31 protein-coding genes are annotated in these 25,708 nt (G+C 61.8%); 17 read left to right on the top strand and 14 right to left on the bottom strand.

What is annotated here, in order from left to right; translation table 11 throughout:
- Positions 1 to 159 precede the first annotated feature (159 nt).
- Positions 160 to 996 (top strand): branched-chain amino acid aminotransferase, encoded by an 837-nt coding sequence (locus BUC24_RS13660; protein ID WP_073216858.1) that lies wholly within the window; start codon positions 160 to 162, stop codon positions 994 to 996.
- Here the strand turns inward: BUC24_RS13660 and BUC24_RS13655 are convergent.
- Positions 978 to 1,913, bottom strand: coding sequence for a cation diffusion facilitator family transporter (locus BUC24_RS13655; protein WP_073216855.1), 936 nt, complete (start codon positions 1,911 to 1,913; stop codon positions 978 to 980). The genes BUC24_RS13660 and BUC24_RS13655 overlap by 19 nt on opposite strands.
- A gap of 87 nt (positions 1,914 to 2,000) precedes the next feature.
- The gene (locus BUC24_RS13650; RefSeq protein WP_229448212.1) at positions 2,001 to 2,498 is read right to left on the bottom strand and encodes a DUF3617 domain-containing protein; all 498 of its coding nucleotides are present in this window, start codon (positions 2,496 to 2,498) and stop codon (positions 2,001 to 2,003) included.
- A 184-nt stretch (positions 2,499 to 2,682) separates the two neighbouring features.
- On the opposite strand from BUC24_RS13650, the gene BUC24_RS13645 reads away from it, so the two are divergent.
- Complete coding sequence (locus tag BUC24_RS13645; protein ID WP_073216849.1) at positions 2,683 to 5,493, top strand: M16 family metallopeptidase; 2,811 nt, start codon at positions 2,683 to 2,685, stop codon at positions 5,491 to 5,493.
- 74 nt (positions 5,494 to 5,567) lie between these two features.
- Here BUC24_RS13645 and BUC24_RS13640 read toward each other — a convergent pair whose 3' ends face one another.
- The 3 genes from BUC24_RS13640 to BUC24_RS13635 all read right to left on the bottom strand — a co-directional run bounded on the left by BUC24_RS13640 (position 5,568) and on the right by BUC24_RS13635 (position 7,323).
- On the bottom strand, positions 5,568 to 6,233 hold the full coding sequence (locus BUC24_RS13640; protein ID WP_073216846.1) for a YiaD family glycine zipper/OmpA-like lipoprotein: 666 nt from the start codon (positions 6,231 to 6,233) through the stop codon (positions 5,568 to 5,570).
- 107 nt (positions 6,234 to 6,340) lie between these two features.
- Positions 6,341 to 6,487: a lmo0937 family membrane protein gene (locus BUC24_RS26650; protein WP_018059223.1), complete on the bottom strand. Its 147-nt coding sequence runs from the start codon at positions 6,485 to 6,487 to the stop codon at positions 6,341 to 6,343.
- A gap of 137 nt (positions 6,488 to 6,624) precedes the next feature.
- Entirely contained in the window at positions 6,625 to 7,323 is a 699-nt protein-coding gene (locus BUC24_RS13635; protein ID WP_073216843.1) for a glycine zipper 2TM domain-containing protein, read from the bottom strand.
- Positions 7,324 to 7,567: 244 nt separating this feature from the next.
- Between BUC24_RS13635 and BUC24_RS13630 the strand changes: the two genes are divergently transcribed.
- Positions 7,568 to 8,305: a Crp/Fnr family transcriptional regulator gene (locus BUC24_RS13630; RefSeq protein WP_073216840.1), complete on the top strand. Its 738-nt coding sequence runs from the start codon at positions 7,568 to 7,570 to the stop codon at positions 8,303 to 8,305.
- Between the two features lie 101 nt (positions 8,306 to 8,406).
- Here the strand turns inward: BUC24_RS13630 and BUC24_RS13625 are convergent, their stop codons facing one another.
- The 3 genes from BUC24_RS13625 to BUC24_RS13615 form a co-directional block, all read right to left on the bottom strand.
- On the bottom strand, positions 8,407 to 8,628 hold the full coding sequence (locus tag BUC24_RS13625) for a glycine zipper 2TM domain-containing protein (RefSeq protein ID WP_073216838.1): 222 nt from the start codon (positions 8,626 to 8,628) through the stop codon (positions 8,407 to 8,409).
- Between the two features lie 26 nt (positions 8,629 to 8,654).
- The gene (locus BUC24_RS13620) at positions 8,655 to 8,966 is read right to left on the bottom strand and encodes a BON domain-containing protein (protein WP_073216835.1); all 312 of its coding nucleotides are present in this window, start codon (positions 8,964 to 8,966) and stop codon (positions 8,655 to 8,657) included.
- Between the two features lie 128 nt (positions 8,967 to 9,094).
- On the bottom strand, positions 9,095 to 11,149 hold the full coding sequence (locus BUC24_RS13615) for an AsmA family protein (RefSeq protein WP_073216831.1): 2,055 nt from the start codon (positions 11,147 to 11,149) through the stop codon (positions 9,095 to 9,097).
- Between the two features lie 185 nt (positions 11,150 to 11,334).
- Between BUC24_RS13615 and BUC24_RS13610 the strand changes: the two genes are divergently transcribed.
- From BUC24_RS13610 to BUC24_RS13580, 7 genes are all read left to right on the top strand, one after another.
- Positions 11,335 to 11,715 carry a DUF4398 domain-containing protein gene (locus BUC24_RS13610; RefSeq protein WP_073216827.1) on the top strand — a complete coding sequence of 127 codons (381 nt, stop codon included), beginning with the start codon at positions 11,335 to 11,337 and terminating at the stop codon, positions 11,713 to 11,715.
- A gap of 41 nt (positions 11,716 to 11,756) precedes the next feature.
- Positions 11,757 to 12,647, top strand: coding sequence for an OmpA family protein (locus BUC24_RS13605; RefSeq protein WP_073216824.1), 891 nt, complete (start codon positions 11,757 to 11,759; stop codon positions 12,645 to 12,647).
- Between the two features lie 23 nt (positions 12,648 to 12,670).
- On the top strand, positions 12,671 to 13,210 hold the full coding sequence (locus BUC24_RS13600; protein ID WP_073216821.1) for a ferritin-like domain-containing protein: 540 nt from the start codon (positions 12,671 to 12,673) through the stop codon (positions 13,208 to 13,210).
- Positions 13,211 to 13,243: 33 nt separating this feature from the next.
- A complete protein-coding gene (locus tag BUC24_RS13595; RefSeq protein ID WP_073216818.1) occupies positions 13,244 to 13,585 on the top strand; it encodes an ElaB/YgaM/YqjD family protein in 342 nt (113 codons plus the stop codon).
- Positions 13,586 to 13,603: 18 nt separating this feature from the next.
- Positions 13,604 to 13,990: a phage holin family protein gene (locus tag BUC24_RS13590; RefSeq protein ID WP_073216815.1), complete on the top strand. Its 387-nt coding sequence runs from the start codon at positions 13,604 to 13,606 to the stop codon at positions 13,988 to 13,990.
- 17 nt (positions 13,991 to 14,007) lie between these two features.
- Positions 14,008 to 14,397, top strand: a complete 390-nt coding sequence (locus BUC24_RS13585; RefSeq protein WP_073216812.1) for a hypothetical protein — start codon at positions 14,008 to 14,010, stop codon at positions 14,395 to 14,397.
- A gap of 124 nt (positions 14,398 to 14,521) precedes the next feature.
- Positions 14,522 to 15,676: a patatin-like phospholipase family protein gene (locus tag BUC24_RS13580; protein WP_073216809.1), complete on the top strand. Its 1,155-nt coding sequence runs from the start codon at positions 14,522 to 14,524 to the stop codon at positions 15,674 to 15,676.
- 108 nt (positions 15,677 to 15,784) lie between these two features.
- Here the strand turns inward: BUC24_RS13580 and BUC24_RS13575 are convergent, their stop codons facing one another.
- The 3 genes from BUC24_RS13575 to BUC24_RS13565 form a co-directional block, all read right to left on the bottom strand.
- Positions 15,785 to 16,147: a hypothetical protein gene (locus tag BUC24_RS13575; protein ID WP_229448208.1), complete on the bottom strand. Its 363-nt coding sequence runs from the start codon at positions 16,145 to 16,147 to the stop codon at positions 15,785 to 15,787.
- Between the two features lie 77 nt (positions 16,148 to 16,224).
- Positions 16,225 to 16,377: a DUF3309 family protein gene (locus BUC24_RS13570; protein WP_073216803.1), complete on the bottom strand. Its 153-nt coding sequence runs from the start codon at positions 16,375 to 16,377 to the stop codon at positions 16,225 to 16,227.
- A gap of 68 nt (positions 16,378 to 16,445) precedes the next feature.
- A complete protein-coding gene (locus BUC24_RS13565; protein WP_073216800.1) occupies positions 16,446 to 16,913 on the bottom strand; it encodes an outer membrane lipoprotein in 468 nt (155 codons plus the stop codon).
- Between the two features lie 189 nt (positions 16,914 to 17,102).
- On the opposite strand from BUC24_RS13565, the gene BUC24_RS13560 reads away from it, so the two are divergent.
- The 3 genes from BUC24_RS13560 to BUC24_RS13550 all read left to right on the top strand — a co-directional run bounded on the left by BUC24_RS13560 (position 17,103) and on the right by BUC24_RS13550 (position 19,328).
- Complete coding sequence (locus tag BUC24_RS13560) at positions 17,103 to 17,651, top strand: hypothetical protein (RefSeq protein WP_073216797.1); 549 nt, start codon at positions 17,103 to 17,105, stop codon at positions 17,649 to 17,651.
- A 45-nt stretch (positions 17,652 to 17,696) separates the two neighbouring features.
- Positions 17,697 to 18,008 (top strand): BON domain-containing protein, encoded by a 312-nt coding sequence (locus BUC24_RS13555; protein ID WP_073216794.1) that lies wholly within the window; start codon positions 17,697 to 17,699, stop codon positions 18,006 to 18,008.
- An 84-nt stretch (positions 18,009 to 18,092) separates the two neighbouring features.
- Complete coding sequence (locus tag BUC24_RS13550; protein ID WP_083598909.1) at positions 18,093 to 19,328, top strand: AI-2E family transporter; 1,236 nt, start codon at positions 18,093 to 18,095, stop codon at positions 19,326 to 19,328.
- Between the two features lie 20 nt (positions 19,329 to 19,348).
- On the opposite strand, the gene BUC24_RS13545 is transcribed toward BUC24_RS13550, so the two are convergent.
- The 3 genes from BUC24_RS13545 to BUC24_RS13535 form a co-directional block, all read right to left on the bottom strand.
- Complete coding sequence (locus BUC24_RS13545) at positions 19,349 to 20,263, bottom strand: YihY/virulence factor BrkB family protein (protein ID WP_073220063.1); 915 nt, start codon at positions 20,261 to 20,263, stop codon at positions 19,349 to 19,351.
- Positions 20,264 to 20,335: 72 nt separating this feature from the next.
- Positions 20,336 to 21,367 (bottom strand): OmpA family protein, encoded by a 1,032-nt coding sequence (locus BUC24_RS13540; protein ID WP_073216792.1) that lies wholly within the window; start codon positions 21,365 to 21,367, stop codon positions 20,336 to 20,338.
- Positions 21,368 to 21,557: 190 nt separating this feature from the next.
- A complete protein-coding gene (locus tag BUC24_RS13535) occupies positions 21,558 to 21,824 on the bottom strand; it encodes a hypothetical protein (protein WP_073216790.1) in 267 nt (88 codons plus the stop codon).
- A 327-nt stretch (positions 21,825 to 22,151) separates the two neighbouring features.
- On the opposite strand from BUC24_RS13535, the gene BUC24_RS13530 reads away from it, so the two are divergent.
- The 4 genes from BUC24_RS13530 to BUC24_RS13515 all read left to right on the top strand — a co-directional run bounded on the left by BUC24_RS13530 (position 22,152) and on the right by BUC24_RS13515 (position 25,628).
- Positions 22,152 to 22,766 carry a winged helix-turn-helix domain-containing protein gene (locus BUC24_RS13530; RefSeq protein WP_073216788.1) on the top strand — a complete coding sequence of 205 codons (615 nt, stop codon included), beginning with the start codon at positions 22,152 to 22,154 and terminating at the stop codon, positions 22,764 to 22,766.
- A gap of 217 nt (positions 22,767 to 22,983) precedes the next feature.
- A complete protein-coding gene (locus BUC24_RS13525) occupies positions 22,984 to 23,739 on the top strand; it encodes a glutathione peroxidase (RefSeq protein WP_073216785.1) in 756 nt (251 codons plus the stop codon).
- A 12-nt stretch (positions 23,740 to 23,751) separates the two neighbouring features.
- Complete coding sequence (locus tag BUC24_RS13520) at positions 23,752 to 24,765, top strand: LLM class flavin-dependent oxidoreductase (RefSeq protein WP_073220060.1); 1,014 nt, start codon at positions 23,752 to 23,754, stop codon at positions 24,763 to 24,765.
- Positions 24,765 to 25,628 (top strand): M90 family metallopeptidase, encoded by an 864-nt coding sequence (locus tag BUC24_RS13515; RefSeq protein WP_073216783.1) that lies wholly within the window; start codon positions 24,765 to 24,767, stop codon positions 25,626 to 25,628. Before BUC24_RS13520 ends, BUC24_RS13515 begins: the two co-directional genes overlap by 1 nt.
- Positions 25,629 to 25,708 lie beyond the last annotated feature (80 nt).

Genomic DNA, 25,708 nt, shown 5'->3' with positions numbered 1-25,708 from the left:
GGAAAAATAAGGCTGGGAGAAAAATACAGTGTACTTCCGGTAAGGCTTGCAACTTTGTACGGTAGCGTACGCAAGGCGCGTTTCTTATACGCATCATCGCTGCTGCTGCCATCGGCGGTCGCTTCGGTTACACTCGATATCCCACCAGAGAGGATGCGTATGTACCTGACTTATTTCAATGGCCAATGGGCCGAAGGCAATGTGCCCTTGTTTGGCGCGATGGATCACAGCGTCTGGCTGGGTTCCTCGGTTTTCGACGGTGCGCGCGCCATTGCCGGGAGACTGCCCGATCTGGCGCTGCACTTGCAGCGCGTAATCCATTCTGCCGAACGGCTGGGCCTGCAATGCCCGCTGTCGGTGGCCGAGATGACCGCCCTGGTGCATGAAGGGGTGGCAAAATTCCCTGCTGACGCGGCACTGTATATCCGGCCCCTGGTGTTCGGCCGCGAGGGTTTCCTGATTCCCGAGCCCCAGCAAAGCGGCTTTGCCCTGACCTTGTTCGATGCGCCGATGCCGCCGTTTACCGGCTTTTCGGCGTGCCTGTCGCGCTTGCGCCGTCCGGACGCGAGCATGGCCCCCACCGATGCCAAGGCGTCGGCGCTGTACGCCAATTCCACCCGCGTGATGCGTGAAGCAAAGGAACGCGGCTTCGACAATGGCGTGGTGCTCGACAGCGCTGGCGCGGTGGCCGAATTTGCCACCTCGAATCTGTTCCTTGTCACGGCGGCAGGCAAGGTGGTGACTCCGGTGCCCAACGGCACCTTCCTGGCCGGCATTACCCGGGCCCGCGTGATTGCCTTGCTGGCCGAGGCGGGCGTGGCCGTGGAGGAGAGGACGGTCTTGCCGCAAGAACTGGATACGGCAGTGGAGATTTTTAACACCGGTAATTATGGCAAGGTCACCCCTTGCGTGCGCTACGAAAACCGGCAACTGGCGGTGGGGCCCATCGCCACGCTGGCGCGCGACCGTTACCTGGCCTACACCGAACTGGCTTGATTGCGGGCGGGGGCGACGGCTGGGGCTGATTCGATGAAGACCCGCTGCACCAGCGGGTAGCCGGTCTTGATCTGGCCATCGATGGCCTCGAACAGCTGGTGGACGCGGGCCCGATCAGTGGCCGGCCGGATCGTCAAGCTGATGTTGGCCAGCACATACTCGGGCCCGATGTGCATGGTGAGTATCTCGTTGACGCGTTCAATTTCGGGCATGCCCTGCAACAAGCGCCTGATGCCTTCGACCACTTCGGTGCCCGCGCTTTCGCCAATCAGCAAACCTTTGGTTTCGCGTGCCAGCAGCAGGGCGGTGGCAGCCAGGATCAGGCCGATCAGGATCGACGCCAGCGCGTCGTACACCAGCTGGCCCGTGAGGTGGGCCAGCACCAGGCCGGCCAGTGCCACCAGCAGACCCAGCAGGGCGGCACTGTCTTCCAGAAAGACCGCAAAGGTGGTCGGATCCTTGCCGGCTCGCATGGCAGCGAGGTAACCGCGCTTGCCTTTTTGCTTGCGAAATTCCTTGAAAGCCACCCGCCAGGAAAAGCCTTCAAACACCAGGCTCAGACCGAGGACGATGAAATTGACCATCGGACTCTCGATGCTGCCTGGCGACTGGAGATGGTGGATGCCCTGAAACAGCGAGACGCCGGCGCCCAGCGAGAAAATCAGCAGGGCGACCACGAAGCTCCAGAAATAAATTTCCTTGCCATGCCCGAAGGGAAAGCAGGGATCGGCAGGCAGGGTGGCACGCCGCAAGCCATACAGCAGCAGTGCTTCGTTGCCCGTATCGACCAGGGAATGCACGCCTTCGGACAGCATGGCCGAACTGCCTGTGTACATGGCGGCAGCAAACTTGGTGATGGCAATGAGCAGGTTGCCGGCCAGTGCGGCGTAGATGACTTTCTTGTTGCCGTCTGGCATTTGTTAACCTGGGTGAGCGCGCTGAACCGCCATTCTCGGCCGCGCGACGGCAGCGGTCTGTACGCGATCTCACCGTGTGGCTGACGCTCAGTTCTTGCGCGGCGGCAGGGGCGGTGGTTTCAGATTGCCGCAATCGGCCCCCAGCCACCGGCCGGCGCTGTGCATGGTGGTTGTTTCGGGCTTGCCCTTCACGCTCGATGTCATGCGCAAATCCATGGTGTAGGCACGGTCGCCGTCCAGGTGCACAGTGCCTTCGCCACTGGCGGGCGGTTCGGTACAGGTGAAGCGCATCTGGATGGTGTCGCCTACCTGCGGCAAACGCTGGTGGGTACAGTTGCCTGTCTGTTGCATGGGCAGTTCGTTGCGCTCGACCATGTCGCGGCTCATGCACATGGTGACCTTGACGCCGTCCGCGCTCACGCCGGACATGGCCGCGCCCGCGTGCCGGGCCATCATGTCTTCCATCATCTTGCGCTGTTCCGGCGGCATGGCTGCCAATTGCTTTTGGAGCTGCGCCATCTGACGCCCCATCTGGCTATCTTTGGCGCCCACCTTGTTGTCGATCTCCCATAAGCCAGGCCGCATGCTTTGTGACTGAGCGGGAACTACAATTGCGGAGAGGAAAACTAACGCCAGCGCGGGCAGGGGGCGGGTCATGGTGGGCTCCTTTCAAGATGCCTTAGTCTAGCGCGATTGTTTGCGCTTGCAAGCGGGGAATGGATAGAATGCGGCCATGCTTTTTTTCTTTGTGCAGCCCTGATTGGAACTTATGAAACTGCTTTCCGCCCTCATGCTTAGCGCCGGCATCTTGTCGCCCACCTTGTTGCACGCAGCCGCAGTGCCTGGCGCACCGGCGGCGCAGGCGGGACGCCATGGCGCACCTGTCAAGGTCACCAGCGTGGAAGGCATTACCGAATACCGGCTGGCCAACGGCATGCGGGTATTGCTGTTTCCTGACGCGAGCAAGCCCACCCTGACCACCAATATTGTCTACATGGTGGGCTCGCGCCACGAAAACTACGGCGAAACAGGCATGGCCCATTTGCTGGAACATTTGCTGTTCAAGCCGACCAAGAACTTCGGCCTGAAAAAAGGCACGCCCAGCGTGGTGCAGGTACTCAATGCCAGCGGCGCCGAATTCAATGGCACCACCTGGTACGACCGCACCAATTACCATTCGACCTTCCCGGCCAATGACGCCAATTTGCGCCAGATGCTGGCGCTCGAGGCCGACCGCATGGTCAATTCACCGATCGACCAGAACGATCTGTGGAATGCCAAGACCGGCAAGGGCGAAATGACGGTGGTGCGTAACGAATTCGAGATGGGCGAAAACGATCCCGTGAACGTCACCACCGAACGCTTGCAGGCGGTTGCCTTTGATTGGCATAACTACGGCAAATCGACCATTGGTGCGCGGTCCGACATCGAACAGGTCGACGTGGCGCGCCTGCGCGCGTTCTACCAGCGCTACTATCAGCCCGATAACGCCCTGCTGATGGTGGCTGGCCGCTTTGACGAAGCCAAGGTGCTGGCCCAGATCAATGACTTGTTCGGCCGTATTCCCAAGCCGTCACGCAAGCTGACCCCGACTTACACGCGCGAACCAGTGCAGGATGGCGAACGCGCCGTCACGGTGCGCCGGGTGGGCGGCACCCAGTATGTCGGTGCCGGCTACCACACGGCGCCGTCGGGCCACCCCGATGCAGTGGCGCTGGAAGTGCTGGGACATATCCTGACCGAGGCGCCGGCAGGGCGCCTGCACAAGGCGCTGGTCGAATCCAAGCTGGCCACCAGCGTGAGCAGCGATTCGGTCAGCAACCTGGAACCCGGCTATCGGATCTTCGGCGCGGTGGTGCCGAAAGAGCTGGCGCTGGGCGATACCGAGGCGGCCATGCTCAAGGTGCTGGAAAACCTGAAGGCGCAGCCCGTCACGGACGCGGAAGTGGCGCGCGCCAGACTGAACATGATGAAGCAGATCGAGCTGGCCGCGAACGACACGGCATCGCTGACGGTGGCGCTGACCGAGGCCATGGCAGCGGGCGACTGGCGCCTGTTCTTCGTGCAGCGCGATCAGCTGGAGAAAATGGACGCGGCAACGGTGCAGGCGGCAGCGGAAAAATATCTGAAGCCGTCCAACCGCACCCTGGGGCGCTTTATCCCCACCGATGCGGCCGAGCGCACCGAAGTCCCAGCTGCGGCCGATGTGAGTGGCCAGGTCGATGGTTACCGTGGCCGCGCGCTGGCGGCGCAGGGCGAGTCGTTCGACCCGAGTCCGGCCAATATCGAAGCGCGCCTGGAGCGTTTCACGCTGCCGAACGGCCTGCGTGGCGCATTGCTGTCGAAGACCACCAAGGGTGGCGTTGTCAACCTGACGCTGCAGATGCGCACCGGCAGCGCCGATGCACTGAAGGGACGGGGCGACGCGGCAGCGCTGACGGCAGCCTTGCTGGCACGCGGCACCGAACGCTTGACGCGCCAGGATATCCGCGATGCCTTCGACAAGCTGGGGACCGTGGTCAATATGGGTGGCGGCGCTACCGGCGTAAGCGTGTCGCTCATGACCAAGCGCGCCAACCTGGCGGCCTCGCTGGCGCTGGTGGCCGAAATTCTCAAGACCCCAACCTTCCCCGAGACCGAATTTGCCGAAATCCTGCGCCAGCAGATCAACGCCATCGAACAGCAGCTTCCGGAGCCGCAGGCACTGGCCGACAACGCCAGGTCGCGCCTGGTCGATGCCACGCCCGAAGGGCATGTCAACCACGTGCGGACGCTGCCGCAGCAGCTGGCCGACCTGAAGGCAGTGAGCCTGGCAGACGTGCGTGCCTTCCACCGCGATTTCTACGGGGCCAACAACATCACCCTGGCCGTGGTGGGCGACTTTGACGCAGCCGCGCTCAAGGCCCAGGTGACCGACCTGTTTGGCGCCTGGCAGGCAACGCTGCCGTACGTGCGCATTGCCGCCACGGTCAAGGAGGTGGCAGGGCAGAAGGTGGTCATCGATACGCCGGAAAAAGCCAACAGCACGCTGTTTGCCGTGCTGCCACTGGCACTCAAGGATGATCATCCCGATTACCCGGCCCTGATGCTGGCCAACCACATGCTCGGTGGCGGTGCCTTGCACAGCCGCCTGGCCAACCGGATTCGCCAGAATGAAGGCTTGTCGTACGGCGTGGGCTCGTTCCTGAATGTGAGTGCGCGCGACCCGGTCGGACTGTGGGCCGCGTACGCCATCAGTGCGCCGCAGAACACGGCGCGGGTGGAGGCGGCGCTGCGCGAAGAAGTCGCGCTGGCACTGAAGGATGGCTTCACCGAGGCGGAACTGGCAGAGGCAAAAAAAGGCTGGCGCCAGGCCGAGGAAGTGGCGCGCACCGACGACGGTTCGCTGGCCGGCTACCTGGCCAATTATCTGTCCTACGGGCGCACGCTCGACTATGACAAAGCGTTTGAAGCCCAGGTGGCGGCGCTCAAGGTGGGGCAGGTGAATGCGGCGCTGCGCAAGTATCTGGACCCTGCCAAGGTGTCGGTGGTGAGCGCGGGCGACCTGTCCAAGGCGGGCGCCGCGGCCAAGCCGAAGTAAGCGCGCGAGTGTAAAAAAAGGCCGGCAGTGCGATGCGCACTGCCGGCCTTTTTTACGCTGGGCGCGGTAGACGATCAGCCGCCCTGGCGTTCGGCGACGAAGATTTCGACGCGGCGGTTACGCGCGCGGCCCGATTCGGTCTCGTTCGATGCGACTGGCTCATGTTCGCCACGGCCGTCGATCATGACGCGGTTGGGCGACACGCCACGCTGGGCCAGATAGTCGCGCGTGCGCGCGGCACGGTCGATCGACAACGGATTGTTGACAGCGTCGCTGCCGGTGTTATCAGTGTGGCCGATGATGGACACGGTAGTGGCAGGATTGTCGTTCAGGGTCTGAGCGAAGCGCTCAAGGACGGGACGGAAGTTCGACTTGATGTCCGAACGGCCCGTATCGAAGGAAACGTCGGCTGGCACGTCCAGCTTGAGGCGGTTGTCCTGGGTCTGGCTGACCTGGATGCCGGTGCCGGCCGTTGCCGCTTCCATGTCCTGCTTTTGTTTTTCCATGCGCTTGGACCAGATATTACCGATCAGTGCGCCTGCAGCGCCACCAATGACGGCGCCCTTGGTCGCACGGCTGCCGCCACCGCCACCGGTGGTGCCGCCGATAATGGCGCCCAGGCCAGCGCCCACGCCAGCGCCCGTGGCTGTGCCTTTTTGCGTTGCCGACATGTCGGCGCAGCCGGCCAGCAGGGCCAGGGTGGTGACTGCGATCACGCTTTTAGCAATATTCTTCTTCATTGAGAGCTCCTTAAAAAAATGAATCCGTTTCGCCGTCACACCAGGCAGATGCCGGGCGCGACCGCGAAACGGATCGGTCATCGGATGATGGCCTTTTACGACAACAGCTAGATTCCTCGACCGCTGATCAGGCGTACCAGAATCATGATGACAGCGACAACCAGCAGAATGTGGATGAAGCCACCAACGGTGTAGGAAGTGACCAGGCCAAGCAGCCACAGGATCAGGAGTACGACGGCGATTGTATAGAGCATGATATGTCCTCAGTGGGTTGTTATGACGACGGTGAGGTCGTTGAAACCAGTATGAACATGACCACGTTCTCATTCCGTTCGTTAGCGTACATTGTTCGACAAATTTTGTCCTGGTCGCAATAATTTATGAAGGCGCCTTACTGCATGTGGTGCAGTTTGCCGTCCACGACCTTGACACGGTCGCCAGTGCTGTACCCATCGAGGCTGCTGCGCTGGAAGGTGCGGGCACTGCCATCGTCCAGGCGGACCCGGATTTCCCACGATTGCGTGGCCTTCATATTGCCTTCGACCTGGTTGCCGACCACCGCGCCGCCGACGGCACCGGCGACCGTGGCCAGTTTGCGGCCATTGCCGCCGCCCACCTGGTTGCCCAGCAAACCACCGATCACGGCGCCACCAGCCGCACCCAGGCCGCTGCCCTGGCCGCGTTCGCGGATTTCACGCACGGATTCGACGTTGCCGCAATTGCCGCACCATTTGCGTGCCGGTGCGGCCGCAGCCAGCTTCACTTCACGGCGCCGTTCGGCGGCGCGGGCCTGCTCGCGGTCGCGCTCGCGCTCGGCAGCCAGACGGTCCTGTTCGAGCCGGTCTTGGCGCGCACGCTCGGCATCGGCAACGGCGTTGCTGGCGGCAGGGGCAGGCGCCAGGTTGGCCGCCAGGGCCGCGCGGTCACTGGCGGTCAGTTCGCCACGATTGTCCCCGGTGATGGAGCTGGGCAGCCAGCCCAGGATGGCGGCTGTGCCGGCCAGGCAAAAGACGATGATGGCAATGGCGGCGGCAATCCAGAGTGGATGGTAGTTGCTGCGCACGGCAGTCTGTGGGTTTGGTGTGTGCATTGGCGTTTTCCTTTTTATGTGGCGAGCTCTGCCAATCGCGTGACAGGGCATCGATGGCGCCATTCTCCCTGCCGGGCAACGCTGCTTCCGTGCGTCACCGTACATACTTTGCCTATTATTACCGCTACCCTCATTGAAATTGTTTGCAAATGTATCTGCCCATCCTAGATTGACCGAAGTCACCCATGACCGTACACCGTTTCAAACGAAGTCCGCCCCTCACCCCTCAGCGCCGGAGATGCAAATGAGCATTGTTTCCCCGCTGGAATTGGATCTTCCCGCATGCAATCAATTGCTGGCGGCGCTGCCGCCCGCTGATTTGCATCACCTCTCCTCGCTGCTTGAGCAAGTGCAGGTCGATGTGGGCGAGGTGCTGTCCGAACCATCGGCCCCGCTGCGGTATATCTATTTTCCCCACGACAGTCTGATCTCGCTGCTGGGTGTGGCGGAAGGGCGCATGACACTCGAAGTGGGCCTGGTGGGCCGCGAAGGCATGTTGGGCGCCACGGTGGCGCTGGGGCACGACGTTTCCCAGGTGCGGGCCATCGTGCAGCGCGCCGGCCGCGCCAGCCGCATGGACAGTGCCCAGTTCCGCACCGAATTCGCACGCAATCCCTCGCTGCAGCGTGTACTGTACCGCTACACCGATACCCTGCTGGCGCAAGCCATCCAGATCGCCGTGTGCAGCCGCTTCCATGTGCTGGAGGCGCGCCTGGCCCGTTCGCTGCTGATCACGCGCGACCGCCTGCAGTCCGACAAATTCCACTTAACCCACGAGTTCCTGGCGCACGCGCTGGGTGTGCGCCGCGTTGGCGTGACCAAGGCTGCCAGCGCCTTGCAGCAGCAGGGCCTGATCATCTACAGCCGTGGCAATATCGAGATCCTCGACGTGCCAGGCTTGGCCGCCGCGTCCTGCAAATGCTACGAAATCGTCAAAGATGCGGGCGCCAGTGCGGGTGCGCTGGCCACTGCCTTCGTCTGAGCGTAAAGGGGGGCCATCGTCCGCTCCCGCCGCCGCAGGCCCAAAGTAAAAGGCCCCGCAGTTCGCACTGCGGGGCCTTTTGCTTGCTAACGGTGGTCAACTCACCGTGGTGGCTTGACCTGGTTGCCGATGACGCCGCCAACTGCCGCGCCACCGACCGTGCCTGCGGTGCTGCCACCGGTCAGGACACCGCCGATGACGGCACCGGCACCTGCGCCGATTGCCGTGTTCTTGTCCTGTTGCGACATACCTGCGCAACCGGTCAGACCGAGCATGGCTGTTGCCAGCATCATGCCCACTACGCGTTGTTGGATGGGTTTCATCGGGTCACCTCGTTAGCAGTTAAAAATTACTTCATGCGGATGTCGTTCTTGACCGACTTCACGCCTTTGACGTTGCGGGCCACGGTAGCGGCTGCAGCGATGTCGCCTTGCTGGGCAACGAAGCCGCTCAGCTGCACGACGCCTTTGTAGGTTTCTACGTTGATTTCGGTTGCTTTCAGGTTGCTGTCCACAGCGAAGGCCGATTTCACTTGTGCGGTGATGGCGCTGTCGTCAATGTATTCGCCAACGCTTTCGGTCTTGGCGGTTGGGGCGCAAGCCACAACGGAGGTCAGCATGATGGCAGCCAGCAGGGTCGATACGATGCGCAGGTTTTTCATTTTGTTTTCCTTTAATGGTGGTAATCGGTTGTTACTAGCGTCCGGTAAGAATGCCTTACCGATGGACGTAGAGTAGAGCCTGCCTGCTCATGTGGTCTGTTCGCCAACGCACACAATGCTTATTTTCACTATTTTCGTTTCGCGGTCTTGCCCGGTGGCGGCGCCACGGGCTTGACCCGGGCTTCCGCCAGCAGCTTGGCGCAGGCGCTGTTCTCGCCAGGGCCGGTATTCACCAGCGGCAGCAGGGCAGCGGCTGGCGCTGCCAGACCAAGTGCAATGGCGCCGCCTGCCTTGAGCGCCAGCACCCCCTTGTCGATGCTGATGTCGGGCTTGCTGAAGCCGCCGCGCACGTGGATGGGGGCGCGCAGCGAGAAAATGCGCAGTTGCTTGGTTTCTGGCTTCAAGGTCAGATCAAGCTGCTCGTTGGCCAGGTTGATGGTGCCGTCGGCCGTGATGATGGCTTCTTCAGTGTCGGCAATGAAGACGCGGGTTTGCATGATGCCGTTGGTGACGCCAAAGTCGGTGACCATGCAATTGAGTTTGACCTGCTTGTCGCCAAACAACTTGGTCACCACGACGTTGCCGATATTGAGCCCCATTTCTTCGAGCAGCAGTTTGCTGATGGTGCCTTCGTCCACCAGGGTCTTGACCTCGCCGTTGGAGGCGCCCAGCAGCGATGCCACCGAGTTGCCCAGCGCCGACAGTTGGGCATCCCCATTGATCTCGCCGACCGTGGCCTGCAAGCCTTCCACGCTGGGGAACAGTTCCTTGATCTTGATATGGCGCAGGCCCACCTTGGCGGTGGCGCGGATGGCGTCCTTGCCTTCGCGGCCGCTGCCATCGAGCTTGATGGTGGAGTTGAGCGCGCCGCCGGCAATCTCGAAATTGAGCGGCGCCAGCGTCAGCACGCCATTGTTCAGAATCAGGTGGGTCGACAGCTTTTTGATGGGCAGGGTTTTTTCGCGCACGATGTGCTCGGCCGCGTACTCGACATCGGCATCGATCGCGGTCCAGCGTTCGGTACGGAACTGTTCAACCGGCAGGACCTTGCCGTTCGGCTGCACCGGCGCCACGCCACGCGCGGTTTTGCTGGCATTCGAATCGGCACCGATCAAGGGGCCCAGATCGCTGAACTGCAGCAACTTCGAGACCACTTTGCCGCTCAGCTTGCCACGTGGCGGCCCACTCTGGTATTCCAGCCGTCCGCCGATGTCGCTTGAACCAACCTTGCCGCTGAACTTGTCATACGTGAAGTGATTGCTGGTCTCGCCCAGCGCTGCCGTCAAGTGGCCCTCGGTACTGAAGGCGGGCGTTTCCGGCAGCACCAGACCGCTGATGGCGTACAGGCGCGCCATGCTGGGGCCGGATAATTTGAGACGCAGGTCGAGCGCGGCGAGCTGGGTCGGTTTGGTCAGCGTGCCTTCGAGCGCCACCCGCACGGCACCGATGCGCATGTCGGCCTGGAGCGGAAAGGGCGTGGTTTGCTGTTTAAGCGAGAGCACCGCGCCTGCCTTGCCGCCGCCGCTGACGGGGGCGCCATTGAAACTGCCCTTGGCTTTCCAGCTGATGCCATAGACGGCATCGTCGATGACGTCGACATCGGCCCGGATGTCGGCTTTTTCGACGGCGTCCTTGAAGTGCACTGTGCCCTTGGTAAACACGATCCGTTCCAGGTCCAGGCGCCAGGGGGAGGGCTTGTCGGCCTGCTTGAAGGTCCAGTTGTTGCGGCCATCGGCGTCGCGCAGCAGTTCGATCTGTGGCGCCTCAAAGCGCAGGACCGGAATATTAATCCGGTGTTCCAGCAGGGCCAGCGGATTGAGCGAGAAGGAAAACTGCTTGACGCCGGCCATCTGGCCGCCAATCGCGTCCGGGTTGCCGACCGTGACATCGTTGGCCACCAGATGCGGCCAGGGCACCAGGTCGCGCCAGCTGCGGTCGCGCTCGCGCAAGGTGTCCGACGGCTTGTCCCAGGTCAGGCGCAAGTCGCCGCCAATGACAAACGGACGGCCGATCGCTTCGCTGGTCTTGGCGTTGAGCCAGGGCCGCGCCTTGTTCCAGTCGTAATTGAGCAGCACCACCAGCGCCACGGCGGGAATGGCGATCAGCACACCGGCCACGGCCAGAACAATCTTGCTGCGGCGGGAGAGGGAGCGGGTGGCGCGGTGCGCGTCGGCTTCGGTCATGGCGATCCTTATTGTGAAGTTAGGGCGAAGCTTAGCGTAAAGCGGGGTGAGTTTGCGTGCGCTGACGCACGCAGAGCCGGGGCGCTGTCCGCAATCCCGATGCTATGTGCGTCAGCGAACCGATCTTGCTAAAGAATCAGCATATAACGTTACTGCGTGATCACAAAACAAATGGAGAAACCACAATGCCTACCAACACCAAACACTCGCTGTCCACCCTTGCCGGCGCCGCCCTGATTCTCAGTCTGGCCGCTTGCGCGTCAGAAAAGGTACCTGCAACGGCTGACGTCGCGGTCTCGAAGAATGCAGTCGAGAACGCAGTGAGCGCCGGTGCTGCCGACCTGGCCCCGGCGGAAATCAATGCAGCGCGCGACAAAATGATGCGTGCCAACGCCGCCCTGGCCAACAAGGACTATGCACTGGCACGTGATCTGGCCAATCAGGCCCAGGCCGACGCCAAGCTGGCGCAAAGCAAGGCCAATTCGGCCAAGGCCACCGCTGCTTCCAACGCGCTGGACGCCGACTTGCGCGTACTGCGTGACGAAGTTGACCGCGCCAGCAAATAAATCCGCCGCCATCCCTATATCAACAAGAAAAAGGAAGCACCATGAAATATCCAATGCTCAAATCCGCAGTCCTCGCCAGCGCCATCCTGCTGGGTGCCTGCTCCTCGATGCCGACTACCACGCCCATGCTGGACCAGGCCCGCGGCGACTTCATCGCCGCCAATAACAATCCCGCCGTATCGAGCTACGCGCCGCTGGAATTCAAGCAGGCCAGCGATGCCCTGGAAGCGGCCAATGCCGCCGCGGCCCGCCGCGAAAGTCTGGACACGATCGACAAGCTGGCCTACATCGCCAAGCAAAAAATTGCCACCGCCCAGGAACTGGCCAAGCAGAAAACTGCCGAGGCAAATATCGCCAATGCCGGCCGCGAACGTGACCAGGTCCGCCTGCAGGCACGCACCAACGAGGCCGAACGCGCCAAGGCCGATGCCGCTGCCGCCAATGCCCAGGCCGCCGCTGCCCAGGGTCAGGCCGCCGATGCCGAAGCGCGTGCGCGCGAAGCCCAGGCCCGCGCCGCCTCGCTGGAAGCGATGATGAGCGAACTGCAAGCCAAAAAAACCGAACGCGGCATGATCGTCACCATTGGCGACGTGCTGTTTGCCACGGGCCAGGCCACGCTGACGCCGGCCGGCATGTCGAATCTGCGCAAGCTGGCCGATGCGCTGGGTCAGAACACCGAACGCACTGTGCTGGTCGAAGGCTTCACCGACAGCGTGGGCGGCACCGCTTACAACCAGAGTCTGTCGGAACGGCGCGCCGCTGCAGTGCGCGCCGCCCTGCTGGGCATGGGCGTCGATGCCAGCCGCGTGGCCATGAAGGGCTACGGCGAAGCGTATCCGGTTGCCCCGAACGACAACGCCAGCAACAAACAATTGAATCGCCGCGTGGAAATCGTGGTGTCGAATTCGTCGGCACCGATTCCACCGCGCTAATGTAATAGATTAAGGAAACCATCATGGAACAAACCAAGACGCCACTGGCGCACGGCTTCGACATTGGCGCCATTCGCAAGGCTGCCGCCAATCTGGACGAAGGCGCTGTCACCGACGGCTACCAGGCTGACCGCGATGCGGTTGTGCAAATGCTCAATGACGCCCTGGCCACCGAACTGGTGTGCGTGCTGCGCTACAAGCGCCACTACTACACCGTCAGCGGCCTGAGCAACGGTCCGATCAAGGCCGAATTCCTTGAGCATGCGCAGCAGGAACAAGAGCATGCCGACGCGCTGGCTGAACGCATTGTCCAGCTCAATGGCTCGCCGAACTTCAATCCAGCCACGCTGGTGGCGCGCAGCCATGCGGAGTACGACGAATCGGACGATGTCCAGGCGATGATTCGCGCCAACCTGATTGCAGAGCGGGTGGCGATTGAATCCTACCGTCAAATGATTGCCGCCATCGGCGACAAAGACCCGACCACCAAGCATCTGCTGATCGGGATCATGGCTGTGGAAGAGGAACACGCGGACGACATGCGTGATCTTCTGGCCAAGTAATACTATTTTTTTCACCCACCAACGGAGAACATCATGCTAGAAACCACCCCACGCAGCAGCAACGGCGCCGGCTCACTGAACGGCAATGTCAACGCAGTGCAAACCGACGTCAAGACCCTGGTCAAGGACGCCCAGACCCTGCTGACGGCAGCCGCCGCACTGACCGGCGAAAAGGCCGAAGAAATGCGCGGCCGCGGCATGGCTTTGCTGGACACCGCTCTGGGCAAGGCTTCGCAATACCAGGGTCAGGCTATCGTCAAGAGCAAGGAACTGGCGCACACCGCCGATGTCTATGTGAAGGAGAACCCATGGCGCACGATCGCCGCGGCAGCTGGCGTTGGCCTGCTGGTCGGCGTGATCCTGGGCCGTAAATAAACCACGCCGGGAGAAGCCATGGACAATACTTCAGCAACAGTGCATGGCCCCGGCCTGATGGCCGGCGTCACCGGCCTGGCAAAAAATATCTTCGGGCTCGTGGTGTCGCGCGTGGAACTGGCGGCACTCGAGCTGTCGGAGGTACGCAATCACGTGATGGCGCTGCTGGCAGTGTTTGCACTTGCCATCATCTGCAGCTGGTTTGCCATCGCCTACGGCACCGCAGTGATTGTCGCGCTCGCATGGGAAACCATGGGCTGGAAAATCCTGCTGGTCATGTTCCTGGTGTTCATCGTGGCCACGGCCGCGCTGGGCTTCAAAGCCAGGGCCATGCTCAAGGAAGGCAAGCTGGCCTTCCCTGAAACCATGAACGAACTCAAACATGACCGTGACATGTTGCTTTAAGCCGGGAGAGAAACACCATGGAAGAAAAGCAGATCATCGGACTCGAACCATCCGAAGGCAAGCAGGACAAGCAAGATAGCGTGGCCGAACGCAAGGCCAGGCTGCTGCGTCAAGCCGAGTTTTATCGGGTCGGTATCGTGCATGCCAAGGCGGGCATCCGCCAGGGCGCGCGGCCCGAGGCCCTGTTTCATTCGGCAATGGACCATGCCACCTGGGCCTTGCGCCAGCGGGTGGACGGTTTGCTGCGCCCGACCGGCATCAACGTGGCCACGGTGGCGCCTTACGCACTGAGCATTCTTGGCTTCCTGCGCCGCCGGCGCATGCTCAAGCCGGCGCTGGGTCTGGCCGCGGCGCTGGGCGGGGTGGCTTACTACCTGCAGCAGCGGCGGGCGAAAACGGTGTATTGATGTAGTATGCCAGGCAGACGAACCTGGCCTTGCAACAATAATCGCAGGATATGGTGGGGCTTGAGCGGCGTCGTGATCTTCGGATTCGGCGCCGTCTTTTTCATTTGTGACCCTGAAAGCCTGCATGGACAAGATTAACAAACTCAATCCGGACAATCTGCGCATTGTGCTGGTGCTACAAGGCGGCGGCGCCATGGGCGCGTACCAGGCCGGCGTGTACCAGGCCCTGCACGAGCACCAGCTGGTGCCGGACTGGATTGTGGGCACCTCGATTGGGGCCATCAATGCCGCCCTGATTGCCGGCAATCCGCAGGAGGAACGCCTGAACAAGGTCAAGGCTTTCTGGGACCGGGTCGCGCACCCGGACAGCCTGAACATGAGCGAAGTGGGTGACAGTTTGCGCCGTTCCAACATCTGGTTCAACAGCCTGGACACGGTCATGCGCGGTGTGCCCGGCTTCTTCACGCCGCGTTACTTCAGCGGCTTTTCGCTGGGCATGGAAGTGCCGCCCGAAGAAGCCTCGTTCTATTCCACCGACCCGCTCACGCACACGCTCAAGGACCTGGTCGATTTCGATTACCTCAACGCCGACGGCGGCATGCGTCTGACGGTCAATGCGGTCAATGTGCGCACGGGGGAACTGTCCCACTTCGACAGCCTGAGCGGCGACCTGTGCGCCGATCACGTCCGCGCCAGCGGCAGTTTGCCGCCAGCTTTTCCACCGGTACGGATTGGCGCCGACCTGTATTGGGATGGCGGCCTGTATTCCAACACGCCGCTGGAATCGGTGCTGAACGAATTGCCCAGCGGTGACACGATTTGTTTCATGGTCGATTTGTGGAGCGCGGAGGGACCGGAGCCAATCACCATGGATGAAGTGGCCACGCGCCAGAAAGACGTGACCTTCGCCTCGCGTTCGCGCCGCCATATCGATGACTACGCAGCCACCCACGCCATGCAGCGCAAGCTGCGCGACCTGTATGCGCGCCTGCCCGCCAAAAGCCGCACCGCGGCAGATGAAGCGGAATTGCTGGCGCTCGGTTGCGACGCCACCTTGCACATCGTGCGTTTGCCCTATGCCGGGCGCGACTGGCACATGGCAGCCAAGGATGTCAATTTTTCCAAGGGATCGATTGAGTGGCGCTGGGATCAAGGCTACCGCGATGCCATGCGGGCCTTGCGCCACGCCGGCTGGCTGCAGCATGTGGCTGAAGATACGGCGGTGGTGGTGCATGAGTTGCCACCTCTGGAAGCGCCGGGTGGCCCCCAGCCAGCCTGACACCACATCGCCCTCGCGGAGGCGGGGGCCCATACCCCGGCCCAGAATTCCGTGCCAGGACAGGGCCGCGCTCTCACCAGGCCCAGGTCCTGGACGTCTAAAAACGGCCTAGCGGCTGGCCATCGCCCGCTGGCGTGCACGCGCCATCTCTTCCCGATAGGTCTGATGCGCCTGCTGTTCACAATCGCGCCGGTCGCGGCTGCCCAGCTTTTTGCAATCAGCCAAATTCTCGCGCAGAGCAGCGGCCGACTCCTTGCTACTGGTACGCAGTTTCTGTTCCGGCGTTACATCTTCCTGGAACCAGCGCGCCGGATCGCCCTTGGACAATTCCATGGCCTGGTGGCGGGCCAGCTCGGGCGCCACATTCTCGTCACCCGACGCAGGCACTTGCACCTGGGCTTGCGCGATCGCGCTGCAGACCATGGCCGCACCCAGTAAAGCAGTGCGGATCAGCATAGTTTGATGTTTCATGTCAGCTCCTTGTTCTTATTGGGAATGATTGAGGCAAAAAAAAGCCGGCGCACATGGCGCCGGCTGCAGCATCCTGATTACAGACGCCCGGTAATGAGCAAGATGATCAAGACCACGACAAGCAGTCCGGTAATGCCGGTGGGACCGTAGCCCCAGCTGCGGCTGTGGTTCCAGGTTGGCAGCACGCCGATCAAGGCAAGGACGAGAATAACGAGCAAGATGGTACCCATGATGGGACTCCTTTATGTGGTCGTCCTGGTGGGGAACGACTTGTTGTTGTAATGGGTGCTGCGATGAATTAATAGCGGTAGGCGCGGCCATCAACCACGCGCACGCGGTTGCCCACGCGCAGGTCAACCACGCTGTCCTGGGTGATGGTGCGGTAGTCGCCGTTGTCGAGACGGATGCCGATCTGGTACACATCACGGCCTTCGGCGCGGTTGGCTTCGACTTTATTGCCCACCACGGCGCCGCCGACGGCACCGGCTACGGTGGCGGCGGTGCGGCCACTGCCGGAACCGACCTGGTTACCGACCAGTGCGCCAACCAGACCGCCAACAACAGCGCCGGTTCCGTTGGTCTCGCCGGCAGCGCGGGTCACTTGAATGGAGTCGATGGTGCCGTAACCAGCCGATGCGGTGTTCTGGTAGCCAGGGCTGTTGTTGTAGCTGCCGTTGGCATACGGGTCGCTCGAGGTGCTGGCGCAGCCGGTGAGCAGGGCAGTGGTGGCAAGGGTGATTGCAGCAATGGTTTGCGTCGATTTCATGTTGTTCTCCTGACAAAAGTGTAGAGTCAGGATAATCATCGAAAAGTTCCCGGTCTGTGCGGTGCCACACGGAGTTCATCGCTGTCGAGTTGCAGCGTAAACACGTGCCAGTGTTCGGCAGCGTACAGAAGACGTGAGGCAATGTACGGTACAACTATGCCTATTCAATCGCGCACCGGAGAGCACCTCATGAAGTTCCATCGAACCCTGTTTGTTTGCGTCGGCATGGCTCTGGCCAGCACTGCCATGGCAGCCGGCCCCAGCGCAGAAGCCAAGGCAGCGTACAGGCAGGCCAAAGACAGCGCGGCAGCTGCGTACAAGCTGGCGCGTGCCAAATGCGATGTCATCACCGGCAACCCGCGCGACGTCTGCGTGGCCGAAGCCAAGGCCGGCCGTGTCCGCACGGAACAGGAGGCCAGCGCGCTGTATCACAACACCCTCAAGGCGTACACCGATTCGCGCCTGCGCATCGCGTCCGCCAACTTCGACCTGGACAAGACGCGCTGCGAAGCGTTGACAGGCAATGACAAAGATGTCTGCATCACGCAAGCCAAGGCCACCCGGGTTGCCGCCGAGGCCGATGCCAAGGCAGACAAAAAAGCCATCGAGGCGCGCACCGATGCGCGCGATGACAAGATGACGGCGGAGTACAAGGTGGCACTGGAAAAGTGCGATGCCTTCGCCGGTGCGGTCAAGGACAGCTGTGTCGCGACCGCAAAAAAGCAGTACGGCAAATAGCCGTTCGTCTGTAGTGCAATGCCCCATTAACCACAAGGAGTAACCATGAAAATCGCCCAACGTTTTGCTACCGCCCTGTTCGCCGCGTCGATGCTGGCAGCCACCGGTTGTGCCTCGACCGACAATCGTTCCAGTACCGGCGAGTATTTGGACGACACCGTCATCACCGCCAAGGTGAAGGCCTCCATTTTCAATGAGCCGACCCTGAAGGCATCGGAAATCAATGTTGAGACCTACAAGGGCGACGTGCAGCTGTCGGGCTTTGTGGCCGACCCGATGGATGCCACCAAGGCAGTGGAAATTGCCCGCGGCGTCAAAGGTGTAACATCGGTCAAGAACGACGTACGCGTCAAATAATTCTACCTGGCCGCGACACCGACCGGCCGGCCCTCGTGGCCGGCTTTTTCGTCCACGTGGTCTCACTTCGATAGCGGTCCTTCCATGCAGCTTGCAGATACCCCCCAGCCGGCCACGCCCGGCATTGCGCCCGAACTTCCAGCGGGCATTCTGAATGTGCCGCCTGCGCCAGCTGCGGCGCCGGCGCCCACCGATCCACTGAGCGACAATGGCGTATTGCGCTTGCCCATCCACGTCAATGCGCGTGGCCTGGCCCTGGGCATCATTGCCACCATCGCCTTTGTATATGCGCTGCAATGGGCGCAGGACTTCCTGGTGCCGCTGTTACTCGGCATTTTCCTCGCCTACACGCTCAGTCCCGTGGTGCAGTGGCTGGAACGGCGCCGCATTCCGCGCGCGATCGGCGCCACGCTGGTCACGGTGGCCATGCTGTGTGCGCTGGCGGGGGTGATGTACCGGGTGCAGGACGAGGTTTTCAATATCATTGATGACTTACCGCGCATCACACAAAAAGTGACCAAGGTGCTGCGCAACGGGAACGACCGGCCGAGCACGATTGCGCAAATGCAGGCGGCAGCCGCGCAGATCGAGCAGGCGACAGCCACGGGTGGGGTGGAGGACAAGCGTGCCACCCCGCGCAAACCGGCCATGCCGGCGGCCACGGGTAGCACCTTCAAGGTGATGGACTGGGTGCTGGCCGGGTCGATGAGCCTGATGGGCTTTTTGACCCAGGCCACGATGGTGGTGTTTCTGGTGTTCTTTTTGCTGCTGGCAGGCGACACTTTCAAGCGCAAACTGGTCAAGCTGACGGGGCCCTCGCTGAGCCGCAAAAAAGTCACGGTGCACATTCTGGACGATATCAATACCTCGATTCAGGCGTATATGTTCATGCTGCTGGTGACGAATATCCTGCTGGCCTTGCTGATGTGGGTGGCCCTGCGCGCGATCGGCCTGGAGAATGCAGGCGCGTGGGCCATCGTGGCCGGTCTGCTGCACATCATGCCGTACTTTGGCCCGCTGCTGATTACCACCGCCACAGGTCTGGCTGCCTTCATGCAATTTGAATCCATCAAGATGGTGTTGCTGGTGACAGGCGCTTCGATGGCGATCGCCACGCTGGTGGGGACCGTGATTGCCACCTGGATGACGGGACGCATTGCCAAGATGAATCCTGCTGCCGTGTTTGTGAGCCTGCTGTTCTGGGGCTGGCTGTGGGGCATGTGGGGTTTGCTGCTCGGCGTGCCGGTGGTGGTGATGGTCAAGGTGGTGGCCGAGCGGGTTGAAGGCATGGAAGTGCTGGCCGAACTGCTGGGCGAGTAAGCCCGGCCCGGCCTGGCTCCTTAGCCGACCTTGCTCAGGCTTGTCCTGACGGGGTCGGCATCGTTCCGGTGACGCAGGCTGCCCAGTTGCAGCGCATATTGCCGTGTGAATTCCGCGCCCAGGAAGAAAATCTGGGCCGAGTAATACACCCACAGTAACAGCGCAATCATGGAGCCGGCGGCGCCAAAGCTACTGGCGACGCCGCTGTTGCCGATGTACAGGCCGATCAGCAATTTCCCCAGGGTGAACATGGCAGCGGTACCAAAGGCGCCAATGGTCACATCGCGCCAGGACAGTTTAATGCGCGGCAGCAGTTTGTAGATCACGCCAAACAGAATGGCAATCACGCTGAAGCTGATGGCTGCCGCCACCCAGGACAGCACCACGGCTGCTTCTTTCCACAATCCACCCAGATAATTGTCGAGCACGGCCAGCGCGGCGCTGACCACCAGCGACACCATCAGCAGAAACGCCAGCACCAGGATCAGGCTGAACGACAGCAGACGAGTGCGCAACACCACCCACCAGGTGGCACCTTTGGGTGGGGGCACGCCCCAGATTTCGTCGAGGCTGTCTTTGAGTTCGGCAAACACGGTGGTGGCACCGACCACCAGCAGGGCAGTGGCGATGAGCGTGGCAAGCATGCCGCTATCTTTGTTGCGCGCACCAGCGAGCACCAGCTGGATCGCTTCGGCTCCTTGCGCGCCGACCAGGCCGCGCAGTTCGCTGAGTAACTGGCCTTGGGCCGCCTCGGCCCCGTAAAAGAAGCCGGCCACGGCAATGACCAGCACCAGAATGGGAGCGATGGAAAATGCGGTGTAGAACGCCAGCGCCGCGCCCTTGCTGGATGCGCGGTGCAGGAACCACTGGTCCACGGCGCAGCGCATCACGTGGGCCAGCTGGCGCGAAAATGGGACCCAGTCCTTGACGTCCATGATCATTACGGTTTTCTCCGGTAAATAAAAAAGGGGCGCGCAGCCCCTTTTTGTGCAGCGGCGCGCTGGTGCTTACGGCACCCGTTTGTTGATGGTAACCGGCTCGACCTCGACTCGTCGGTTCGGTTCCAAACATTGGATCAAGTCGGCGCGGCGCTTGTTGTTGCAGGTGACGACGGGGTTGGCTTCGCCCTTGCCGTAGGCTTTGAGGCGGGCGCCGTCGATGCCGGCCGCGACCAGGTAGTTGCGCACGGCGTTGGCGCGCTTTTCGGACAGAGCCTGGTTGTACTGGGTTGAGCCCAGGCGATCGGCATAGCCGGTAATGTCGACGTCGGTCACGCTGGGGTCGGCGGTGAGGGCGGTGACGATCTCGTCCAGGCGGGGCTGCGGCATGCGCAGCTTGGCACTGTTGAAGTCGAATAGCTCGGTGGAGGAAAGCGTGACTTTTTCAAAGCGCACGACCGGCACAGGCGGCGGGGCCGGCTCGGTCGGCGCCGGGGTTGCGGCCACCGGTGCGGGCGGCGGCGCTGGCGGTGGCGGTGGGGCAGGTGGCGGGTTGAAGGCCCAGTTCAGCCCAAGGGTGACGTAGCGGTTGTTGACCCGCTTGACGCCAAACAGTTCTTCGTCGCGCAGGCGGCCGGCGACGGTGCGCAAGTCCAGCTGCATGGACAGCTGGTCGGTGAAGGCATACTGGAAGCCCAGGCCCGCGGTGGCATAGGGCGAGGTTTTCTGTACCTGACGCAAGGGATTGTCGACCTTGTCGCGCTCGGCGCCAACCCCGAACAGGATGAAAGGGCGGAAGCGGGCGCGTGAAATCATGAGCAGGGCGTCGACCCCCACCAGGGTCTGCCGATAGCGGTAAGGATCTGCCTCGGCACGGGCATGGCTGGCACCGATTTGAATATCCCAGTTGGGTGACAGCGGTTTTCCCATGCGCACGCCGCCGCCCCAGTCGCGCTCGTCGACGCCGAAGTCCCGGTCGGGCTTGATACCGGCGGCGAAGGGCTGGATGTACCAGGACGGATTGATGACCTCTTGCGCGAGTGCAGGACCGGCGCAACAGGTGATGGCGATTGCCAGGGCAAGTTTTTTCGTTTTTTCCACAAGGAACTCCCAGATTGTTAAACAGCGTAGAAGACGTCGCAAGAGCGATGGCTGTTATTCGACTGGGACCTCGCGCATGAGTTCAACATGATTGAACAGATCATGAACTGGAATGAAATCGGGCTGCGGCGTCGGAAGACGCGGCAGCCCGCTTTTAATGCTCTACGGCATGAATGCCGTATTGACGTGCTTAGTTCTTGGCTTCTGGCACCACGATCACGGTGTCGCCTGGCTTGCCAGGTTCGCCGGCTTCGCCTTTTTCACCTGGCTTGCCAGGTTCGCCAGGGGCGCCTGCAGGACCTGGTACCGGTACCGGCACGGCCACTGGGGCTGGTGCTGCGGCTGGCACTTCAACGGTTGGGGTCACAACGGTTGGTGGCGGGTTGACCGTGGTTTTTTCGCAAGCGGTAAGGGAAGCGACGGCCAGCAGAGCTGCAAACAGGGTGGTCATTTTCATGGTGATTTCCTTTTAATAGTGTTGCACGCCACGAGGGCAGGCAGAGCGGGACTTCGGTTTTCAGTCTAGGCACACGCGACAATCGCGCGAACGAGACCAGAATACCGGCTGTCGAAGGGGCAATCTGTACGCCAACGCACACTGTAGAGATTGGCAATAAAGATGACGTCAGGAAGTAAATTGTTCACGAGTGTTCGATGGCGCACAGAACTGTTGATCTAGCGCAGGCAAGATAGACCTCAGATGGACGGAACCGAGCAGTAGATCGCAGGTCAAACCTGCAAGCCGGTCCGGCCGATGACTATCTTCCAAGACGGAGTACTCAACATGCAAGCAACCACCAACCAGCGCAACGGTGCACAAGGCGAAATGACCGCCGTCCACAATTCTGCGAATTCGTCCCTGATTGAACGCGTTGCGCCCCAGCCCGCTGAGCGTCCCCCCATTTCCATGGCCCCGATCGAGCGCGTGCGCTCCACCTCGGCCACCCAGCGCCGCATCGAAAACATGCAAAAACTGATCGGCGAGCTGTCGACCCACGAAATGCTGGCTGACGAAATCGCGTGGTTCCTCAAATTCTCGCCATCGGGCGCCCGTAAATACATTCGCGATCTGCGCGAAGCAGGCGTGATCGAACTGGCCCGCTACATCGAGGGCACTGCCACCTACCTGGGCAAGGCCGTGTACCAGATTTCGCCTGACCCTGAACGCGTCAAGGCATTCTTGGCGGCAATTGTTCAGCCAAAACGTGAAGGTGTGGCCCCACGCAAGGAACGCCCAGGCCTGCGCGAGCAGAGCATGGCAGGTACCGGCCGTCACTTCCACATCCTGGCCGACGATACCCATTACGCCATCAGGGTCAACCGCAGCCCGGTGGCACGCGATCCTCTGGTCGCCGCCCTGTTTGGCGCCGCCCCATCGGCAAACAAAGAACCGTCCTGATCCAACCTTAATTGTTGGAACGCCAGCCCGGCACTGACCGGGCTGGCGTTGTTTCGCCCCTCGCTTTCGGCCTGGCGCCGCGACCGTCCGCGTCGCGCCAGCGCTTTGCTGTATCTTCTGTCATGCACCCCGATTGAAAATCCGTCAAGCCGCCCCATGTTGGGTGTTCGGCGTGCTGACGCCTACCCGTCCAACGTATTCACCGAAAGGAAACGCCATGCTACCGTCGCCGCAATCCCTGGAAGGCAAACCCGTCCCGCAGGTCACGTTCAAAGCGCGGCCCAACGATCAATGGAAGGATCTCAGCAGTGATGAGCTGTTCAAGGGCAAGACCGTGGTGGTCTTTTCCCTGCCGGGTGCGTATACCCCGACTTGCTCCTCCACCCATTTGCCACGCTATAACGAGCTGGCGCCTGTGTTCAAGCAGAACGGGGTCGACGACATTGTTTGTATCTCGGTCAATGATGCGTTTGTGATGAATGAATGGAAGGCCGGCCAGGATGCGGAAAACATCACCGTCATCCCCGATGGCAATGGCGACTTTTCCGAAGGCATGGGTATGCTGGTCGACAAGCGTCAGCTGGGCTTTGGCATGCGCTCGTGGCGCTATTCGATGCTGGTCAAGGATGGCGTCATTCAGAAGGTCTTCATCGAGCCCGACAAGGAAGGCGACCCGTTCGAGGTGTCCGATGCCGAAACCATGCTGCGCTACCTGAATCCGCAGGCCGAGGTGCCGGAACCGGTGGTGGTGTTTGCCAAGCCCGGTTGCCCCCATTGCGCCCGTGCCAAAGCCACCCTCAAGGCACACGGCATCAAGTTTACCGAGATCACCCAGGACCAGAAGATCAACAGCAGCGTGCTGCGCGCTGTCACGGGCCAGATGACCTGGCCGCAAGTCTTCATCGGTGGCAAGTTGATTGGCAATGCCGATGCCGTGGACGCCCACTTTGGCGCTGCCAAGGCTGCCGCCTGAGTGAGCCACGCCGTGAAACTGTCCATTCTTGATCAGTCGCCGGCGGTGCGCGGTGCGACCCCGGCGGACGCGATTCGCGATTCGCTGGCGCTGGCGCAGTACTGCGATACGCTCGGCTATGCCCGCTACTGGCTGTCCGAGCACCACAACAGCAGCAGCATCGTCGGCAGCGCGCCGGAAGTACTGATGGCCGCCATTGCCGCGACCACCAGCCGGATCCGGATTGGCAGTGCGGGGGTGATGCTGCCGCATTATTCGGCCCTGAAAGTGGCCGAGCAGTTTCGCGTGCTGGAAGCGCTGGCGCCGGGCCGGATCGACCTGGGTCTGGGCCGCGCGCCTGGCTCCGACCGCCTGACCGCGCGCGCACTCAATCCCCATGCCAGTCCCGGCGCCGATGATTTCCCGCAGCAGATCGTGGACTTGCAGCACTGGCTGGAAGGCAAACGCATGTCGGAAAGCCATCCGTACCGTGCCATCACGGCCCAGCCGCAGGGGCCGACCAGTCCGGAAATGTGGATATTGGGCAGCTCGGGCTATGGCGCGCAGCTGGCCGCGCACCTGGGTCTGCCGTACGCCTTCGCCTATTTTTTCAGTGATGGCCAGGGCGTGGAACAGGCGCTGGCGCTGTACCACCAGAACTACGTGCCCAGCGCGCGTTTTCCCAAGCCCCATGCCACCATTTGCGTGTGGGCCTTGGCGGCCGATACCGAGGCCGAGGCCGAGCGCCAGTTGATGACGCGTGAATACTGGCGGGTGCGCTTCGAGCAAGGTTTGCTGGGACCGCTGGTATCGCCCGAAGAAGCGGCCGCCCATCCTTACAGCCCAGCCGAGCGCGATCGGATTGCCCAGCTGCGCAGCAAGGCGCTGGTGGGCACCGGTGCCCAGGTGGCGGAGAAAATCCGCACCCTGGCCGAGCGCCTGGGCCTGGAGGAAATCGTCGTCAACACCTGGGCCTTCGACCCGGCGGTGCGCCGCCATTCCTACGCCTTGCTCGCGCAAGCCTTTGCACTGCAACCGGACACCTGATGGAAACCATTATTTTGCTGGCAGCCTTGAGTGGCGCCCTGATCCTGGGCTGGCGTTTGCCCGGCTGGCGTTTGCAGCGTGTGCTCAAGCAGGAGATCGATCCTGCGTGGCAGGCCATCCTGGCCCGTAACATTCCGATTTACAGAAATCTGTCGCTGGCCTTGCAGGACCAGTTGCACAAGCGGGTACAGCAATTTCTGTATCAGAAAAAGTTTGTCGGCTGTGCCGGACTGGAAATCACCGACGAGATGCGCGTCACCATTGCAGGGCAAGCGTGCCTGCTGCTGCTCAATCGTCCCAGCAAGGTCTACCCATCGCTGCACGCGGTGCTGGTCTATCCGACCGCCTTTCTTGTGCCGCGCAAGCAAGTCGATGCTGCTGGCGTGGTGACGGAGGAGCGTCAGGATCTGTTGGGCGAATCGTGGGGCGATGGCCGTGTGATTTTATCCTGGGACCATGTCCAGCGCGGTGCCGGCGACTGGACCGATGGCCAGAACGTGGTGCTGCATGAATTTGCCCACCAGCTCGACAGCGAGTCGGGCAGCAACAACGGCGCGCCTTACCTGGGCAGTTCCGACAATTATCGCGAATGGTCGGCCGTGCTGTCGCGCAATTTCGCCGACTTGCGCAGCGATGCCATTTACGGTCAGCCCAGCGTCATGGACCATTACGGCGCCACCAATCCCGCCGAGTTCTTTGCCGTGGCCACGGAAACCTTTTTCGAAAAGCCCTGGCAAATGTCGGAGCGCCATCCTGATCTGTTCGGCGAGCTGTTCAAGTATTACCGCGTCGACCCGCGCGCCTGGCTGCCGCAGCCGATATTGGAACCCTGGGTCGCGCCCGGCGTTGGCCAATGGCACTAAAGCAGGGGCTATCAGTGCGTTAGCGTACAGAATCGGCGTCCAGTTCGGCGCATGCTGAAACCTCACAGACGCAGGAGGAT

It is taken from the genome of Massilia sp. CF038 (assembly GCF_900129765.1).
GTDB lineage: Bacteria > Pseudomonadota > Gammaproteobacteria > Burkholderiales > Burkholderiaceae_D > Telluria_A.
This window is presented reverse-complemented; position numbering and strand designations above follow the sequence as displayed.